The 18,966-nt window shown below is 51.5% G+C and carries 9 protein-coding genes; 4 read left to right on the top strand and 5 right to left on the bottom strand.

What is annotated here, in order from left to right; translation table 11 throughout:
* Positions 1-38: 38 nt before the first annotated feature.
* The 5 genes from dapF to gltB form a co-directional block, all read right to left on the bottom strand.
* Entirely contained in the window at positions 39-893 is an 855-nt protein-coding gene (dapF, locus tag H8S52_RS10065) for a diaminopimelate epimerase (RefSeq protein ID WP_005656734.1), read from the bottom strand.
* 346 nt (positions 894-1,239) lie between these two features.
* Entirely contained in the window at positions 1,240-2,004 is a 765-nt protein-coding gene (locus H8S52_RS10060) for a glycerophosphodiester phosphodiesterase family protein (RefSeq protein WP_005656732.1), read from the bottom strand.
* Positions 2,005-2,124: 120 nt separating this feature from the next.
* Positions 2,125-3,834, bottom strand: coding sequence for an asparagine synthase B (asnB, locus tag H8S52_RS10055; protein ID WP_186909735.1), 1,710 nt, complete (start codon positions 3,832-3,834; stop codon positions 2,125-2,127).
* Between the two features lie 186 nt (positions 3,835-4,020).
* Complete coding sequence (locus tag H8S52_RS10050) at positions 4,021-5,361, bottom strand: glutamate synthase subunit beta (protein ID WP_005656729.1); 1,341 nt, start codon at positions 5,359-5,361, stop codon at positions 4,021-4,023.
* Positions 5,362-5,492: 131 nt separating this feature from the next.
* Complete coding sequence (gene gltB / locus H8S52_RS10045) at positions 5,493-10,052, bottom strand: glutamate synthase large subunit (RefSeq protein ID WP_186909734.1); 4,560 nt, start codon at positions 10,050-10,052, stop codon at positions 5,493-5,495.
* 364 nt (positions 10,053-10,416) lie between these two features.
* Between gltB and glmS the strand changes: the two genes are divergently transcribed.
* The 4 genes from glmS (at position 10,417) to carB (ending at position 18,730) form a co-directional block, all read left to right on the top strand.
* Complete coding sequence (glmS, locus tag H8S52_RS10040; protein WP_005656726.1) at positions 10,417-12,261, top strand: glutamine--fructose-6-phosphate transaminase (isomerizing); 1,845 nt, start codon at positions 10,417-10,419, stop codon at positions 12,259-12,261.
* 122 nt (positions 12,262-12,383) lie between these two features.
* Entirely contained in the window at positions 12,384-14,267 is a 1,884-nt protein-coding gene (locus tag H8S52_RS10035) for an amidophosphoribosyltransferase (RefSeq protein ID WP_117906938.1), read from the top strand.
* 2 nt (positions 14,268-14,269) lie between these two features.
* Positions 14,270-15,346 carry a glutamine-hydrolyzing carbamoyl-phosphate synthase small subunit gene (carA, locus tag H8S52_RS10030; protein WP_117906937.1) on the top strand — a complete coding sequence of 359 codons (1,077 nt, stop codon included), beginning with the start codon at positions 14,270-14,272 and terminating at the stop codon, positions 15,344-15,346.
* Between the two features lie 72 nt (positions 15,347-15,418).
* Entirely contained in the window at positions 15,419-18,730 is a 3,312-nt protein-coding gene (carB, locus tag H8S52_RS10025; RefSeq protein WP_117906936.1) for a carbamoyl-phosphate synthase large subunit, read from the top strand.
* Positions 18,731-18,966: the final 236 nt, after the last annotated feature.

Below are 18,966 nucleotides of genomic sequence, written 5' to 3'. Positions count from 1 at the left end.
ATGAAGAATTGCCATGTGGCACAAAAGCGTATATTCATTCATAATTCTTCATCCGTCTCCATCTCTCCCTCGAACACCTTGGTTGCCTCTCCCGTCATAAAGACGTGCTTGGTGGCTATATCCCATTCAATGGTGAGTGTTCCTCCATCCATGCCGATGATTGATTTTCTTCCGGCACGTCCTGTGAGGAAAGCGGCTACGGCTGTGGCACAGGCTCCTGTTCCACAGGCTCGGGTGACGCCCGAACCCCGTTCCCATACGCGCATCCTTATCTTTCCCTCTTCCAATACTTGGGCAAACTCCACATTGGTGCGGTCGGGGAAGAGAGGGTGATTCTCCAGTTTGGGGCCGATAGAGGAGAGGTCTACCTTCGTAATGTCGTTCACGAAGATTACCAGATGCGGGTTTCCCATGGATACGGTAGTACCCGTATAGCGTATGCCGTCTATTTCGATGGGATGTTCTGTCATCGGCTTGCTCCCCTTGCCGTCATAGTTCACGGGTTCGTCAGACGGAATACCCATGTCAACGGTTACAGTGTCTACTTTATCGCCTGTCGCGTGTAGTTTTAGAATCTTGATGCCGGACAGGGTATCGAGTGTGATTTCTGTTTTGGAAGTCAGCTTGTAGTCATAAAGGTATTTGCCGATGCACCGGCTGGCATTGCCGCACATCTTGGCTTCCGAACCGTCCGCATTGAAAATGCGCATGCTGAAATCGGCTTTGTCGGAGCGCCCTATAAGTACCAGACCGTCACTGCCGATTCCCGTATGCGGTGCGCTCCATTTCTTCGAGAGTTTCTCCGGGTTCTCGATAGGATAGCGGGTAGTGTCTACATATATGTAGTCGTTTCCTGCGCCATGCATCTTGGTAAACTTTATGCTTCTTGTCATTTTGTACTTACTTGGTTAGTTGACTATATCTTTTTGTCTTATTTCAATGCAAATATACGACGTTTTGGATGATTTTTATCTATATTGATATCTGTTTTCTATTTATTTCTATTCCTGCTTTCATTCAGTGCAAATATATATGATTTCCCTTTCAATTTAAAAGTATATGATGCTATATTCGTAAAGATTGTAATATAATGCTCTCGCACTCTTGCGGGGAAATAATAAAAATGATTGTTTTATTCGCTTATTACTACCTTTTTGAAATATAAAAGCTGCTTCATTGTTTTCATAATGAAGCAGCTTGTCTGTAATAACTTTCTAAATGTATTGTAAGCTGATGCTTTTACTGTAATATTTCTTGCAGTTCTACGGGGACGTTGGTAGTGATGAAATCCACACCGTGGTCAATCAACCACTTCATGTCTTTGGCATCGTTTATGGTCCAAGCATTTACTTTCATGCCCAAGTCGTGGGACTCTTTAATCCATTCGGGATGTCTTTTGAATACGCTGAAGTGATAGTCGGGTCCGGCGCATCCCCATTCTTTCAGTTCTTTGGGAGAGAGGTCGCCTTCCAGATAATATACCGGAGTTCCTTTGGGGGTAAGACGGATAAATTCTTTGGTGGCGTGTCGCGAGAAAGCGATGTATTCCATGCGGTTCTCCAATCCCATGTCTTTCACCATCTTCACGATACTTTCTACGGCACGTGTTTCCTGTTCGGGTGTCTTGTGGGATTTCAGTTCCAGAATAAGGCGCGTTTTCAGTTGTCCGGCCTTCTCCAAGTATTGCCGCAGGGTGGGGAGTTGCTCTCCGTTGTCCAGTATGACGGCGGTACACTGTTGTGCGGTGGATTTCTGCATATTCACTCCCTTGAAAGTGCTATCGTGGTTTACTACAAGTTGGTTGTCGGCGGTGAGCCATACATCGAACTCGGAACCGTAACAATTTATGGAGTCGGCTTTCACCAGTGCGGCAATGGAATTCTGTGCCGAACCGTCTGTTTTCCAGAAGCCGCGGTGAGCAATGACTTGGGTGGACTGTGCCTGTGTATAGCCACAAGCGGCAAGTAGCAGGGCGGAAGTGATAATAAGGCTTTTCAGTTTCATGGGCTTTAGAATTAATTATTTTCATCGTTCTTTCGCAAAGGTAGCATAAGCTTACGAATATGAAACAGAAAGTATATTAAAAATCCGTTGCATTTGCCGTGTGGTTACTTTTTTTAAGGTTCAGTCCTTGTAGGCTTCTTCGTGCACACCGGCAACGGCGCGTCCGCTAGGGTCGTTTTTCCCTTGGAATGAGACGTCCCATGCCAATGCTTCGGCGGTGGAACAGGCTACACTCGGTACGCTGGGTACACTGCGGGCGGCACTCTCGCTGGGGAAGTGCTCCTCGAAAATAGTGCGGTAGTAGTATTCCTCTTTGTTCATCGGTGTGTTTACGGGGAAGCGTTCGGAGGCTTTCCGCATCTGTTCATCACTGACGGCAGCGGCAGTGACAGCTTTCAGCGTATCAATCCAGCTGTAACCCACACCATCAGAAAATTGTTCTTTCTGACGCCATGCGACGCTTTCGGGCAGCATATCCGCAAAGGCTTCGCGAACCACTTTCTTTTCAATTTCTTTTCCGGGACACATCTTCGTGGCAGGATTCAGTCGCATGGCTACATCCAGAAATTCTTTGTCGAGAAACGGGACACGTCCTTCCACGCCCCAAGCGGCAAGACTCTTGTTGGCGCGCAGGCAATCGTAAAGGTACAGTTTGGAGAGCTTACGTACTGTTTCTTCATGGAAGGCTTGTGGTGTGGGCGCTTTGTGGAAGTAGAGGTAGCCGCCGAATACTTCGTCCGCACCTTCACCACTAAGTACCATCTTGATGCCCATGCTCTTGATGACACGCGCCAGCAAGTACATGGGCGTGGATGCGCGGACAGTGGTTACGTCGTAGGTTTCGATGAAGTAGATGACATCGCGAATGGCGTCCAGCCCTTCTTGAATGGTGTAGTTTATTTCATGGTGGATAGTGCCGATGTATTGCGCCATTTCACGTGCTTTGATGAGGTCGGGAGCACCTTTCAAGCCTACTGCAAAAGAGTGGAGTTGAGGCCACCACGCATCTGCCTTGTTGTCCGTCTCAATACGTTTTCCGGCGTATTTCTTGGCGATGGCCGAGATTACGGAAGAGTCCAGCCCGCCGGACAACAACACGCCGTAAGGTACGTCCGACATAAGTTGGCGCTGTACGGCGGCTTCGAGGGCATCATGTACGGCAGAAACCTGAGTTTGGTAGGTTGTGGCATTGACGTCAGGGTAACCAGTATGATAGTTGTCTTTTACGGCAAGGTATTGCATCCAGTCGCGAGTGTACCAGCGGTGCATTTTACCCTCACGTCCCCGGTAATAGTGTCCGGGCAGGAAAGGCTCGTACTCGTCGCAGAAGCCTTCGAGAGCTTTCAGTTCGCTGCCGAAGTAGATGCGGCCTTCCTTGTCGCGGCCTATATATAAAGGTATCACTCCGATGGGGTCGCGGGCTATGAGGTAATCGTCCGTCTCTTCATCGTAGAGGGCAAAGGCGAAGATACCGTTCAGTTCTTCGAGGAAATTGATGCCCTTGTCTTTGTAGAGGGCGAGGATGACTTCGCAGTCCGAACCCGTCTGGAAGGTGTACTTTCCGGCGTAATGTGCACGGATATCGCGGTGGTTGTATATCTCACCGTTGACGGCAAGGATTTGCTTGCGGTCGGGCGAGTACAGAGGTTGCCCACCCGATTGAGGGTCGACGATAGAAAGCCGCTCGTGTGCAAGGATTGCGGAGCCGCCTACATAAATACCGCTCCAGTCCGGTCCGCGATGGCGGATTTTCTGTGCCATTTTTAAAGCTTTACTCCTGAGTTCCGGAGTCTGGGATTTTATGTTGAAAATACCTGCTATTCCACACATGGTTGTAGTTGTTTTAGAAGTTGATATCGGGATGATGTTAGTTGTATCGGGTGAGACTGGCAGTTTCGTCCGTTGGAACGGATTGTTTCAAGCGTTGAAACGAGTCGTTTCACACCGGGGGACAGAAAGTTTCATGCGTTGAAACTCTTGGTATCCCTCTTTGAAACTTTTTTCGTTGCCGCAAAACTACCGGTTGAAGTATTGGTCAATCCGCCGGGCTACTTTGCGACCGTCAGCCAGTGCACGTACTACGAGACTTGCACCATTGGCGGCATCTCCCGCCACGAATACATTCTCTGCAAATGTCGGCTGTTCCGGTTTGAGGAAGCCCATAGCCAACAGCACCATATCGGCTTCAATGACTTCTTTCTTACCCGTAGGTTTCATGGTGGGGCGGCCACCGTCTTTTGCCGGAAGCCATTCCACTTCTTCCACTTCCACGCCGCAAACCTTTCCGTTCTTGCCGATGAATCTGTTGGATGCCAGTGACCAGCGGCGTGTGCATCCTTCTTCGTGACTGGAAGTGGTTTTCAGGACAACGGGCCATTGCGGCCAGGGCGTAGCGTCATTGTGGCCTACGGGTGGTTGTGGCATGATTTCTATTTGTGTCACGCTCGTAGCTCCTTGGCGGATGCTCGTGCCGATGCAGTCCGAGCCTGTGTCGCCACCGCCAATGACAAGCACCCGTTTGCCACGGGCATTGACAAGCTGCTCTTTCGGGAATGTCTCTCCGTCGAGGATACGGTTCTGTTGAGCCAGCATATCGAGGGCAAAGTAGATACCTTTCAGTTCACGGCCGGGGATGGTAAGGTCACGGGCAGTGGGAGTGCCTGTGCAGACGGCGTAAGCATCGAAACCTGCGGGCAGCTTCTGCATATCGATGCAGACACCCATTTCAAACCGGATACCTTCGGCTTTCAGTACATTCATGCGACGGTCTATCACTTCTTTGGGTAGTTTGAAATTGGGAATACCGTAGCGAAGCAGTCCGCCCGGCATCGGTTTGGAATCGAATATCGTGACTTCGTAGCCACGGGCATTCAGCCGTGCGGCAACGCTCAGCCCGGCAGGCCCTGCACCGATGACAGCTATTTTCCAGCCATTGCGTTCGGGGCGGACAGGCACGATATATCCTTCACGAAAAGCGGCTTCGGCAATGGCTGCCTCATTCTCGCGGATGGTTACGGGAGCATCGCAGGAGAGTTTCAGCACACATGACTTCTCACAAAGTGCGGGGCAGATACGTCCCGTAAATTCGGGGAAATCATTCGTCTCGTTCAGTACTTGATAGGCTTCGCGCCATTTTCCTTTGCAGAGTGCGTCTTGAAACTCCGGTTGCTTGTTGCCCAACGGACATGCCCAATGGCAAAAAGGTACACCGCATTCCATACAGCGTGAGGCTTGGAGCTTGCGGTCGTGACTGTTCAGCGTCTGTTCCACCTGGCTGAAATCTGTGATACGTTCGTGTATCGGACGGTAGCCCGCTTCTTGGCGGGGGATATTTAAGAATGCTTTTGAATCGCCCATGATTGATAAATTGAGAATTAAAAATTGAAAATTAAGAAATAATACTCAGAGAATCGAAAATTAAAAAGAACGTGGAATTTGTAAGTACGCACTATTCTGTATTTTTTAATTCTCAATTCTCAATTTTTAATTTAATAGTCTCTTTGCATATCCGCAATCTTCTGTTGCAGCTTCTTCATCTGTTCTTCTTGCAGCACTTTCTTGTACTCGATAGGGACTACTTGGATAAACTCGTCTACGTAGTGCGTCCAGTCATCGAGTAGGATGCGCGCCAGTTTGGAACCGGTGTAGAGATAATGCTGGCGGATGAGTTCGTGCAACTCCTTGCGGTATGAGGTTTCTTCAATGAGGCTTAGTTCCACCATTTCCATGTTACAGAAGTAGTCGAAGTTTCCGTCTTTGTTCCAGACGTAGGCCACACCACCGGACATACCTGCGGCAAAGTTACGTCCCGTCTGTCCGAGCACCACTACACGTCCGCCGGTCATGTATTCGCAGCAATGGTCACCCACACCCTCTACAACGGCTATTGCACCGGAGTTGCGGACGGCAAAGCGTTCGCCTACGCGACCGTTGATATATACTTCGCCGCTGGTTGCACCATACAGAAGGGTGTTTCCGGCAATTGTGTTCTTCTCGGCCTCGAAGTTGCTGCGTACAGGGGGTAGTACGGCGATACGTCCGCCACTCAGCCCTTTGCCCAGATAGTCATTGGCCTCACCTTCCAGCTTGAAGTTGATACCCGGTACGAGGAATGCTCCGAAACTCTGTCCGGCCGAGCCTTTGAACTTGACGTTCAGTGTATGTTCGGGCAGGCCTTTTGCGCCGTACTTGGCGGCGATAGCGCCGGAGAGCATCGCACCGCAGGCGCGGTCGGTGTTGGCGATGGTATATTCGAGAGAAACTTCTTTCTGTTCGTCTACGGCATTGGCGGCGGCATTCAGCATTTCCACGTCTTTTACGCGGTCGATGCCGTGTTGCTGGTTTATGATGTGGCGGATGGCGGCTCCGTTGTCCACACGCGCCAGTACTTTGTCGAAGTTGATGAGTTGATGTTTCTTGATGCCGTCATCCGGTCTGCGGATGATGAGGTCGGTACGCCCGATGATATCATCCAGTTTTTCCACTCCAATCTCTGCCAGATACTCGCGTACTTCGCGGGCAAGGAAGGTAAAGTAGTTCACAAGGTATTCGCTACGGCCGATGAAACGTTTGCGCAGTTCCGGGTTCTGGGTGGCTACACCTACGGGACATGTGTTTTGGTTACACTTGCGCATCATCACGCATCCCAATACGATGAGGGCAGCGGTGGCGAAACCGTATTCTTCCGCACCGAGCATGGCCATGAGTACTACGTCGCGTCCGGTTTTCAGTTGTCCGTCCACTTGCAGCAGCACTTGTCCGCGCAGCCCGTTCAGTACCAGTGTCTGTTGCGTCTCGCTCAGTCCGAGTTCGGGCGAGATGCCGGCATATCGGATGGAGCTTGCGGGTGATGCGCCTGTACCGCCTTCGGCGCCGGAGATGACGATGAGGTCGGCTTTGGCTTTCGCCACACCTGCGGCGATAGTTCCCACACCGCTTTCGGCTACCAGCTTCACGCTGATTTTGGCTTTCGGATTGACGTTCTTCAAGTCGAAGATAAGCTGTGCCAGGTCTTCGATGGAATAGATGTCGTGATGGGGCGGGGGAGAAATCAATGAAATACCTGGAATGGAGTGGCGCGTGCGGGCAATCACTTGGTCTACTTTGAATCCCGGCAACTGGCCGCCTTCACCCGGCTTGGCGCCTTGTGCCACTTTTATCTGTATTTCGTCGGCATTCACCAGATATTCCGTAGTGACCCCGAAACGTCCGGATGCTACCTGTTTGATGGCACTGCGCATTTCAGTTCCGAAGCGTGCGGCATCTTCACCGCCTTCACCCGTATTGCTTCGCCCGTGCAGTTTATTCATGGCAACCGCCATTGCCTCATGCGCTTCCTGACTGATGGCTCCGAAAGACATGGCGCCCGTAACGAAACGTTTCAGAATGCTTTCCACCGGTTCCACCCTGTCTATGGAAATGGGGTTGTGACGGAAGTCGAGAAAGTCGCGCAGGAAGATAGGCTTTTCTTTCTCATCGACCAAGCGGGTAAACTCTTTGAATTTCTTGTAACTGCCCAGACGAGTAGCTATTTGCAGGGTACTGATAGTCTCTGGGTTCCAAGCGTGCTTTTCTCCGTCCTTACGGTATGCGTACAGTCCTTTGTTCGGCAATAGGGGAGCTTCACCACCATCATTCTTCATGCGCGTTTCTTCCTTTTTCATCGCTTCTCCTTCGTCGTGAAAAGTGATGGCGTCACGTGCCACCTCATCCAAACGGATGCCGCCGATAGCCGATTTTAATCCGCCGAAGTAAGCGTTGCTCAATTCTTCGCTCAGCCCGACAGCCTCGAATATCTTTGCGCCCCGGTAGGAGCGGATGGTGCTGATACCCATTTTGCTCATAATCTTGAACAGGCCTTTGCAAATGGCTTTGATGTAATTCTTCTCTGCGGTGGCATAGTCCAACTGTACCTCTTTCTTGGCAACGAGTTCGTTCAGTACGGCAAATGCCATATAGGGGTTCAGTGCGCTTGCACCGAATCCGAGGAGCAGTGCGGCGTGCATCACTTCGCGTATCTCGCCGCTTTCCACGACCAATGCGGTCTGTACGCGCTTTCCTACCGAAATGAGGTGGTGGTGCACTGCCGATACGGCAAGCAATGAGGGGATGGCGGCATGGACGGTATCTACGTTGCGGTCGGTCAGTACAATGTAGTTCACGCCTTCGGTGACGGACTCTTCGGCTTCCTTGCACAGGCGGTCAAGCGCTTCCTGCAGTCCTGCACGTCCTTTGGAGACTTCAAACAGTATCGGCAGCTTTACGGTCTTGAAGCCTTTGTAGCGGATGTTGCAGAGAATATCCAATTGCGCATTCGTCAGGATGGGGTGGTTCAGCCGTACCATTTTGCAATGGCTTTCGTTGGGTGTCAGTATGTTCATGCCCACTGCGCCGATGTACTCGGTGAGAGACATTACCAACTCTTCGCGGATAGGGTCGATAGGCGGATTGGTGACTTGCGCAAACTGTTGGCGGAAGTAATTGTATAGTAGCTGCGGCTTGTCGGAAAGTACGGCAAGCGGGGTGTCGTTACCCATTGCGCTGACAGGCTCGGCGCCGTTGGATGCCATGGGTAGGATGATTTTCTCGACATCTTCTTTGGAGAAGCCGAACGTACGTAGCATACTGTTATAGTTGTCCACGTTGTGGGGCACTTTGCGCCCGCTTTTCAGTTCGTTCAGTTCGATGCGGTTGCTGGCGAGCCAAGTGCGGTAGGGCTTGGCTTCGGCAAGTTGCTTTTTCAGTTCGCCGTCGTAGTAAATCTCGCCTTTCTCGGTATCTATCAAAAGTATCTTGCCGGGTTGCAGACGACCTTTCTCTTTGATGTCGCCCGGTTCGAAATCCATTACGCCGACTTCACTTGCCACTACCATGATGTCGTTGTGCGTAATAAGGTAGCGTGCGGGACGCAGACCGTTGCGATCCAACATACCACCCGCATAGCGTCCGTCGCTGAAGAGTAGTGCGGCAGGTCCGTCCCAAGGTTCCATGAGGATAGAGTGGTATTCGTAGAAGGCCTTGAGGTCTTCGCTGATGGGGTTCTTTTCGTTGAAGGATTCCGGTACGAGCATTGCCATGGCATGCGGTAGGCTGAGGCCGGACATGACAAGGAACTCCAGTACGTTGTCCAGCGAGGCGCTGTCGCTCATGTTCGGCTGGATGATGGGACGCAGTTCTTTGATGTCGCCAAGGGCGGGAGAGGACAGGACGCTTTCACGCGCTTCCATCCAGCCGCGGTTACCGCGTATGGTATTGATTTCACCGTTGTGCGCCAAGAGACGGAACGGCTGTGCCAGTCCCCATGTAGGGAAGGTGTTGGTGCTGAAACGGGAGTGCACCAGAGCCAGTCCGCTGGTGAAGTAGTTGTTTGTCAGGTCGGGGAAGTAGTTACGTAACTGTAGGGAAGAGAGCATACCTTTATAGATGATGTTCTTCGTAGACAGCGACACGATATAGAAATCCTCTCGTGCGGCTATATCCGACCTGCGTACTTTGTTTTCTATTCTTTTCCTTATTATATAGAGACGGCGGTCGGCGGTTTCACTGTCCGTAAATCCGGTGATGAAGATTTGTTTGATGTCGGGTTCGTTGGCAAGTGCGGCCTCACCCAGTATTTCGGGGCAGGTAGGCACATTGCGCAGGTGCATCAGCGTCAATCCTTCTTTCTCTATTTCTTCAATGATGATACTCAGGATGGCTGCCCGGTCTTTCTCATCTTTCGGAAGAAAAAGCAGTCCTGTTCCGTATTTCCCTTTTTCGGGAACGGGGATGCCTTGCAGCAGGATGAATTCGTGCGGTATTTGCAACATGATGCCGGCGCCGTCTCCGGTCTTGTTGTCGGCACCTTCCGCTCCGCGATGACGCATATTCTCCAATACTTTCAATGCGGATTCAACCAATTCATGTGATTTGCTGCCGTGAATGTTCACTAACATTCCCACACCGCAAGCGTCGTGTTCATTGGTGGCATCGTACAGGCCCAACTGCATGGGCTGTCGTTGTGCGGGTTGTTCCTTTGTTTTGTTGTTAAAAAGCTCTTTGTTTTCCATTTTTGGTTTACTCCAATTTATGTAATGCCTATTTGTTGTATCAAAATGTTTTGCAAATATATATATTTAGTTTCAAATTGATAACAATATTCCTCGATTTGTGCCTTGCTAAATACTTACACCGGGGGATGAAGTTATAATCTGATAGAAAATACCCTTTGTTTTCTTCTAATCTTAAATCAGATTTCGTCTGTTTGCTTTAAGATTATAAATTAGACCTTTTGCTTTTAAAATATTATTTTCCTTGTCTTTTTGATAATAAAATAACTTTTTTCTACTCTTTTGACAAATAAATAGTGAAAAGGTTAACTTTATGTTCTAAAGAATATATATCTTTGCAGCGCAAATCAAATACTGATATATTATGTGTGGAATAGTAGGCTATATAGGTCAAAGAAAAGCCTACCCCATTCTTATCAAAGGTTTGAAGCGGTTGGAGTACCGCGGATACGATAGTGCAGGGGTAGCATTAATCAGTGATGACCGACAACTGAACGTGTACAAGACGAAAGGAAAGGTTTCGGATTTAGAAACTTTCGTTACTCAAAAAGATATTTCCGGTAGTATAGGTATTGCACATACCCGCTGGGCTACACATGGAGAACCTTGTTCCGTTAACGCTCATCCCCATTATTCCTCTTCCGAAAGATTCGCTCTTATTCACAACGGTATCATTGAAAATTACGCCGCCCTTAAAGACAAACTCCAAGCCAAAGGCTATACTTTTAAAAGTAGTACCGACACCGAGGTACTGATACAACTCATAGAATACATTCAGGTTATAAACCGCATCGATTTACTGACTGCCGTGCAACTGGCTTTGCAGGAGGTTATCGGTGCATATGCCATTGCCGTGCTCGACAGGGAGAATCCTGATGAGATTATTGCTGCGCGCAAAAGCAGTCCGTTGGTGGTGGGTATCGGGCAGGATGAATTCTTCTTGGCATCCGATGCCACTCCGATTGTGGAATATACGGACAAGGTGGTCTATCTGGAAGATGAGGAGATAGCCGTTATTCGTTGTGGGGAGAAACTGAAAGTGGTGAATCTCAAGAATGTGGAGTGCCCGCACGAGGTAAAGACGGTGGCGCTCAATCTCGGCCAGTTGGAGAAGGGCGGTTATCCGCATTTCATGTTGAAGGAGATTTTTGAGCAACCCGATTGTATTCATGACTGTATGCGCGGACGCATTAATCTGGAGGGTACTAACGTGGTGCTTTCCGCCATTATAGATTATAAGGAACGTCTGCTTGCTGCCAAACGTTTTGTAATTGTGGCTTGTGGCACGTCGTGGCACGCTGCGCTTATAGGCAAACATCTGATAGAGAGTTTCTGCCGCATTCCGGTGGAAGTGGAGTATGCTTCGGAATTTCGTTACCGGGACCCGGTGATTGACAGTAGTGATGTGGTGATTGCCATTTCGCAAAGCGGGGAGACAGCCGATACGCTGGCTGCCATAGAACTTGCCAAAAGCCGTGGTGCATTTATATATGGCATCTGTAATGCTATCGGTTCGAGTATTCCGCGCGCTACGAATACGGGGTCTTACATTCATGTAGGGCCGGAAATAGGTGTGGCGTCCACCAAAGCCTTTACAGGTCAGGTAACTGTGCTCACCATGTTGGCATTGACTCTTGCACGGGAGAAGCGTACGATTGATGAAACGCAATACCTCGCCATAGTGAGGGAACTCGGACAGATTCCCGGAAAGATGAAAGAGGTGCTGAAGCTGAACGACCGTATAGCGGAGCTTTCCAAAATCTTCACTTACGCACACAATTTTATCTATCTGGGACGCGGTTACAGTTATCCCGTAGCGTTGGAAGGCGCTTTGAAGCTGAAAGAAATCTCGTACATCCATGCGGAAGGCTATCCGGCCGCCGAAATGAAGCATGGGCCTATTGCTTTGATAGATGCGGAAATGCCGGTGGTGGTTATTGCCACACAGAACGGATTGTACGAAAAAGTACTGAGCAATATACAGGAAATTAAAGCGCGCAAAGGCAGGGTGATAGCGATTGTTACCAAGGGAGATACGGTTATCGGTAAAATCGCTGACATTTGTATCGAACTTCCCGAAACAATGGAATGTCTTGGCCCGTTAATAACTACGGTTCCCTTGCAACTGCTCGCTTATCACATAGCCGTATGTAAAGGCATGGATGTAGACCGACCGCGTAATCTTGCCAAGTCGGTAACGGTGGAATGACCGGAAGCGGATGATATGTATGGGTAAAACAGATAATGCGTTTGCCCTTGACAGATGATATGTTCTCAGAACATAAATAACGCGTTTTTAAAAGAAGTAATTACTCATTAGTAAATATATAAATGGAACAACTGAAGCATGAATGTGGCGTCGCCATGATACGCCTGCTGAAACCGCTGGAGTATTACGAAGAAAAGTACGGTACATGGATGTACGGGCTGAACAAGCTCTATCTTCTCATGGAGAAACAGCACAACCGGGGGCAGGAAGGCGCCGGACTGGCTTGTGTGAAACTGGAAGCGAACCCCGGCGAGGAATATATGTTTCGCGAACGGGCGCTCGGTTCGGGAGCCATCACCGAGATATTCGGCACGGTGCAAAGCAACTTTAAAGACCTTACGAAAGAACAACTGCACGACGCCGGCTATGCCAAGCGCGTGCTCCCCTTTGCGGGAGAGGTGTATATGGGGCATCTGCGTTACTCCACCACGGGGAAGTCGGGCCTCTCGTACGTGCATCCGTTTCTCAGGCGGAACAACTGGCGTGCCAAGAACCTTGCCCTGTGCGGCAACTTCAACCTGACGAACGTGGATGAAATCTTCGCACGCATCACCGCCATCGGCCAGCACCCGCGCAAGTATGCCGATACGTATATCATGCTGGAGCAGGTGGGCCACCGGCTCGACCGCGAGGTGGAGCGCCTCTTCAACCTTGCCGAAGCCGAAGGACTGACGGGCATGGGCATCACGCATTACATCGAAGACCATATCGACCTCGCCAACGTCCTGCGCACCTCGAGCAAGGAGTGGGACGGGGGCTATGTGATGTGCGGACTTACCGGAAGCGGCGAGACATTCGCCGTCCGCGACCCGTGGGGCATCCGCCCTGCATTCTGGTATCAGGACGATGAGATAGCGGTGCTTGCCAGCGAGCGCCCCGTCATCCAGACCGCGCTTAACGTCTCGGCCGACCGCATCAGGGAGTTGCAACCGGGACAGGCTTTGCTAATCAACAAAGCCGGCAAGCTCCGCACAGTGCAAATCAACAAGCCGCGCGAGGTGAAGCCTTGCTCCTTCGAGCGTATCTATTTCAGTCGCGGCAGTGACATGGACATCTACAAGGAACGTAAACTGTTGGGTGAGAAACTGGTACCTAACATCCTGAAAGCCATCGACAAGGATATAGACCACACCGTCTTTTCCTTTATACCGAATACTGCGGAAGTGGCTTTTTACGGAATGTTGCAGGGACTGGACGACTATCTCAACGAGGAGAAGGTGCGGCAGATTGCCGCTTTGGGACACAACCCCAGCCACGATGAGCTGGAGCGTATCCTGTCCCGCCGCATACGGAGCGAGAAGGTGGCCATTAAGGACATCAAGCTGCGTACTTTCATTGCCGAGGGCAACAGCCGCAACGACCTTGCCGCCCATGTGTACGACATCACTTACGGCAGCCTCGTGCCCGGTACGGACAATCTGGTTATCATAGACGACAGCATTGTGCGCGGCACTACCCTGAAGCAGAGCATCATCGGCATTCTCGACCGCCTCGGCCCGAAGAAGATAGTGATTGTAAGCTCCTCGCCGCAGGTGCGCTATCCCGACTATTACGGCATCGACATGGCGAAGATGAGCGAGTTCATAGCTTTCAAGGCTGCCATCGAGTTGCTGAAAGAACGCGAGATGCGCGATGTCATCGAGTCCGCCTACCGCAAGTCCAAAGAACAGGTGAGTCTGCCCAAAGAACAGATGGTGAACTACGTAAAGGAGATATACGCTCCCTTTACCGACGAGGAGATTTCCGCCAAAATGGTGGAACTGCTCACCCCGAAAGGTACGAAAGCCCAAGTGCAGATTGTCTATCAACCTCTCGAAGGCTTGCGCGAAGCCTGCCCGCAGCACCGGGGCGACTGGTACTTCAGCGGTGACTATCCCACGCCGGGCGGTGTGAAGCTGCTGAACGTGGCATTTATTAATTACATAGAACAAGTATATCAATTCTGAATATGAGAAATGTGACTCTTATCCTTGACGACGGGAGCCGTTTTCACGGCAAGTCGTTTGGTTATGAAAAGCCGGTAGCGGGAGAAGTGGTGTTCAACACTGCCATGTCGGGTTATCCCGAAAGCCTGACCGACCCTTCGTATGCCGGACAGTTGATGACGCTTACATATCCCTTGGCGGGCAATTACGGTGTGCCGCCTTTTACCTTCGCCTCCGACGGGCTGCCTGTATTTATGGAGAGCGAACGCATCCATGCCGAAGCCCTTATCGTAAGCGATTATTCCGGTAACTACAGTCATTGGAATGCCGTGGAAAGCCTCGGCAACTGGCTGAAACGCGAACAAGTGCCGGGCATTACGGGCATCGATACCCGCGAGTTGACGAAAGTGCTGCGCGAGCACGGGGTGATGATGGGAAAGATTGTCTTTGACGACGATCCCGATAATGTGCCCCAAGCCGCTTATGCGGGTGTAAACTACGTGGATAAGGTGAGTTGCAGGGAAGTTATCCGTTACAACACGGGCGAGGGCAGAAAGAAAGTGCTCCTTGTGGACTGCGGTGTCAAGGCCAACATCATCCGTTGCCTCTTGAAGCGGGATGTGGAAGTAATCCGCGTTCCCTGGGATTACGACTTCAACGGACTGGAGTTCGACGGGCTGTTCATCTCCAACGGTCCCGGCGACCCCGATACCTGCGATGCCGCCGTCCGGAACATCCGCAAGGCGATGCAGAACGAGAAGCTGCCTATCTTCGGCATTTGCATGGGCAATCAGCTACTCTCCAAAGCCGGCGGAGCCGAAATATACAAATTGAAATACGGACACCGCAGCCACAACCAGCCCGTACGCATGGTGGGTACGGAGCGTTGTTTCATCACTTCGCAGAACCACGGCTATGCAGTGGACAGCAACACGCTGGGCGCAGACTGGGAACCGCTCTTCGTCAATATGAACGACGGCTCCAACGAAGGCATCCGCCATAAGCGCAATCCGTGGTTCTCCGCACAGTTTCATCCCGAAGCGGCCAGCGGACCGACGGATACGGAATTTCTGTTCGATGAGTTCGTGAAGCTGCTATAACCGTTTTATCGGTATCGAAAAAGATTCGGATACGTGTGAAAACAAATTATTGGTACAATCAAATCAAGACAAATGAAAGAGAACAATATAAAGAAAGTCCTGCTGCTGGGGTCCGGCGCACTGAAAATAGGTGAGGCGGGAGAGTTTGACTACTCCGGTTCGCAGGCGCTCAAGGCATTGAAGGAAGAAGGTATCCACACCGTCCTCATCAATCCGAACATTGCCACGGTGCAGACCTCGGAAGGCGTTGCCGATCGGATTTACTTTCTGCCCGTAACCCCTTACTTCGTGGAGAAGGTTATCGAAAAAGAACGTCCCGACGGCATCATGCTCGCCTTTGGCGGACAAACGGCTTTGAACTGCGGCGTGGAGCTCTACAAGGAAGGTGTTTTCGGGAAGTACGGCGTCGAGGTGCTCGGTACGCCCGTACAGGCCATTATAGATACGGAAGACCGTGAGATATTCGTACAGAAGCTGAACGAAATCAATGTAAAGACCATCCGGAGCGAGGCTGTGGAGAATGCTGCGGATGCCCGCCGCGCCGCTGCGGAACTGGGCTATCCGGTTATCGTCCGTGCCGCTTATGCGCTCGGCGGGTTAGGGTCGGGCTTCTGCGACAACGAAGACGAACTGAACGTACTGGTGGAAAAGGCTTTCTCTTTCTCCCCGCAAGTGCTGGTGGAGAAATCCTTGCGCGGCTGGAAAGAGGTGGAGTACGAAGTGGTACGCGACCGTTTCGACAACTGCATCACGGTGTGCAACATGGAGAACTTCGACCCGCTGGGCATCCACACCGGAGAGTCTATCGTGATTGCTCCGTCGCAGACACTGAGCAATACGGATTATCATAAACTGCGCGAACTGGCTATCCGCATCATCCGCCACATCGGCATTGTGGGCGAGTGCAACGTGCAGTATGCCTACGACCCCGAAAGCGAGGACTACCGCGTTATCGAGGTAAACGCCCGCTTGAGCCGTTCGTCCGCACTTGCCTCTAAGGCAACGGGTTATCCGCTGGCATTCGTTGCCGCCAAATTAGGACTGGGCTACGGCCTGTTCGAATTGAAGAACTCCGTAACCAAGACCACCGGCGCATTCTTCGAGCCGGCACTGGACTATGTGGTCTGCAAGATTCCCCGTTGGGATTTGGGCAAGTTTCATGGCGTAGATAAGGAACTGGGTTCGAGCATGAAGTCCGTGGGCGAGGTCATGGCTATCGGACGTACTTTTGAGGAAGCCATTCAGAAGGGGTTGCGCATGATAGGACAGGGGATGCACGGCTTCGTGGAGAACAGGGAGCTTGTTATCCCCGACATAGACAAGGCGCTGCGCGAGCCTACCGACAAGCGTATCTTCGTTATCTCCAAGGCCTTCCGTGCCGGATATACCGTAGACCAGGTGCACGCGCTGACAAAAATAGACCGCTGGTTTCTTGAAAAGCTGATGAATATAATGGACACCAGCAGGGCGCTGCACGAATATCAGGAAAAGGTGCAGGTCGAACCGGAAGCTGCACAGGGTGAAGGTACGTCGAAAGCCGCACAAGGTGAAAGGATGCTACACTCCCTCCTGAATGACAAAGCCGCGCGGGAATTGTTGCACAGGGCCAAGATACAGGGTTTCTCCGATTTCCAGATAGCCCGCGCTTTCGGCCTGGAACGGTATATGGACGGTGAGGACGCCATCCTTGCCATACGTGCCCTGCGCAAGCGTGCAGGTATTCTGCCCGTAGTGAAACAAATAGACACCCTTGCCGCCGAATATCCCGCCCGTACCAACTATCTGTACCTGACGTACAGCGGCATCGCTCACGATGTGCATTACCTGGGCGACCGTAAATCCATCGTCGTACTCGGTTCGGGTGCATACCGCATCGGTTCCTCGGTGGAGTTCGACTGGTGCGGCGTGCAGGCGTTGAACACCATCCGCAAGGAAGGCTACCGCAGCGTCATGATCAACTACAACCCCGAAACCGTGTCTACGGATTATGACATGTGCGACCGCCTTTATTTCGATGAGCTTACCTTCGAGCGCGTCATGGATATCCTCGAACTGGAGAATCCGCACGGCGTCATCGTATCCACCGGCGGCCAGATACCCAACAACCTCGCCTTGCGTCTCGATGCGCAGCGCGTGCCCATTCTCGGTACGAGCGCCAGGAGCATCGACAACGCCGAAGACCGCGACAAGTTCTCCGCCATGCTGGACCGTATCGGCGTAGACCAGCCCGAATGGCGTGCGCTTACCTCGCTGGAAGACATCAATGCCTTTGTCGATAAGGTAGGCTTCCCGGTGCTGGTTCGTCCCAGCTACGTGCTTTCGGGCGCGGCAATGAACGTCTGCTCCAACCGGGAAGAGCTGGAACGCTTCCTGCAACTGGCGGCAAACGTCTCGAAGAAACATCCGGTGGTGGTGAGCCAGTTCATAGAGCATGCCAAGGAAGTGGAAATGGATGCCGTGGCGCAGAACGGGGAAATCGTTGCCTACGCCATCAGCGAACACATTGAGTTTGCAGGTGTGCACTCCGGCGATGCCACTATCCAGTTCCCGCCGCAGAAACTGTATGTGGAGACGGTGCGCCGCATCAAGCGCATCAGCCGTGAGATAGCCCGCGAGCTGAATATCTCTGGCCCGTTCAATATCCAGTATCTCGCCAAGGACAACGACATCAAGGTAATCGAATGTAATCTGCGTGCGTCGCGTTCATTCCCCTTTGTAAGCAAGGTGCTCAAGATAAACTTTATCGAACTGGCTACGAAAGTGATGCTCGGTATCCCCGTGCAGAAGCCGGACAAGAACCTGTTCGACCTCGATTATGTAGGAATCAAGGCCTCTCAGTTCTCCTTCAACCGCCTGCAAAAGGCAGACCCCGTATTGGGCGTGGATATGGCGTCTACGGGCGAGGTGGGGTGTATAGGCAGCGATACTTCCTGCGCTATTCTCAAAGCGATGCTTTCGGTGGGTTACCGTATTCCGCAGAAGAATATCCTGCTCTCCACCGGTACGCCGAAGCAGAAGGTAGACATGCTTTCCGCAGCCCGCATGCTTCAAAAGAAAGGGTATAAACTGTTTGCTACCGGCGGTTCGAGCAAGTTCCTTACCGAGAACGGGGTGGAGAATACCCGTGTCTACTGGCCGAGCGAGCCCGACATGCACCCGCAGGCGCTCGAAATGCTGCACAGAAAAGAGATAGATATGGTGGTGAACATTCCGAAGAACCTCACTGCGGGCGAGTTGGACAACGGTTACAGAATACGCCGCGCCGCTATTGACCTCAATATTCCGCTGATAACGAATGCACGTCTGGCAAGTGCGTTTATCAATGCCTTCTGCACCATGACACCAGACGATTTGGCTATCAGGGCTTGGGACGAATATAAGTAAAAGTGCTTGGGCAACCGTTCCGAACTCCGGTCCGGAGCATCCGGTTTGCCGGTGTTTTTCTACGGTATCTCCGCGATATAAAGCAGAGATACCGTAGGTAAAACCCGGTTATGGAGTATTGTTTTCTTCGTCCCGTAACTGCGGGCTGTACAGCCCGCATATGGAAACCGCAGAGCCCGCAATTGCCCCCCGTGCGGCCCGCAACTGCAAAACGGGGTTTTCCTATAAGCATTCCG

The organism is Bacteroides sp. NSJ-48, assembly GCF_014287405.1.
In the GTDB taxonomy this organism is placed as follows: Bacteria; Bacteroidota; Bacteroidia; order Bacteroidales; family Bacteroidaceae; genus Bacteroides; species Bacteroides stercoris.
Note: the sequence above shows the minus strand (reverse complement) of the source record. Positions and strands in the feature narration are given on the sequence as shown.

Bases quoted from the DNA above. Each gene is read 5' to 3' on its own strand.
- dapF (WP_005656734.1), bottom strand. From the start codon at position 893: ATGACAAGAAGCATAAAGTTTACCAAGATGCATGGCGCAGGAAACGAC.
- H8S52_RS10060 (WP_005656732.1), bottom strand. From the start codon at position 2,004: ATGAAACTGAAAAGCCTTATTATCACTTCCGCCCTGCTACTTGCCGCT.
- asnB (WP_186909735.1), bottom strand. From the start codon at position 3,834: ATGTGTGGAATAGCAGGTATTTTCAACATAAAATCCCAGACTCCGGAA.
- H8S52_RS10050 (WP_005656729.1), bottom strand. From the start codon at position 5,361: ATGGGCGATTCAAAAGCATTCTTAAATATCCCCCGCCAAGAAGCGGGC.
- gltB (WP_186909734.1), bottom strand. From the start codon at position 10,052: ATGGAAAACAAAGAGCTTTTTAACAACAAAACAAAGGAACAACCCGCA.
- glmS (WP_005656726.1), top strand. From the start codon at position 10,417: ATGTGTGGAATAGTAGGCTATATAGGTCAAAGAAAAGCCTACCCCATT.
- H8S52_RS10035 (WP_117906938.1), top strand. From the start codon at position 12,384: ATGGAACAACTGAAGCATGAATGTGGCGTCGCCATGATACGCCTGCTG.
- carA (WP_117906937.1), top strand. From the start codon at position 14,270: ATGAGAAATGTGACTCTTATCCTTGACGACGGGAGCCGTTTTCACGGC.
- carB (WP_117906936.1), top strand. From the start codon at position 15,419: ATGAAAGAGAACAATATAAAGAAAGTCCTGCTGCTGGGGTCCGGCGCA.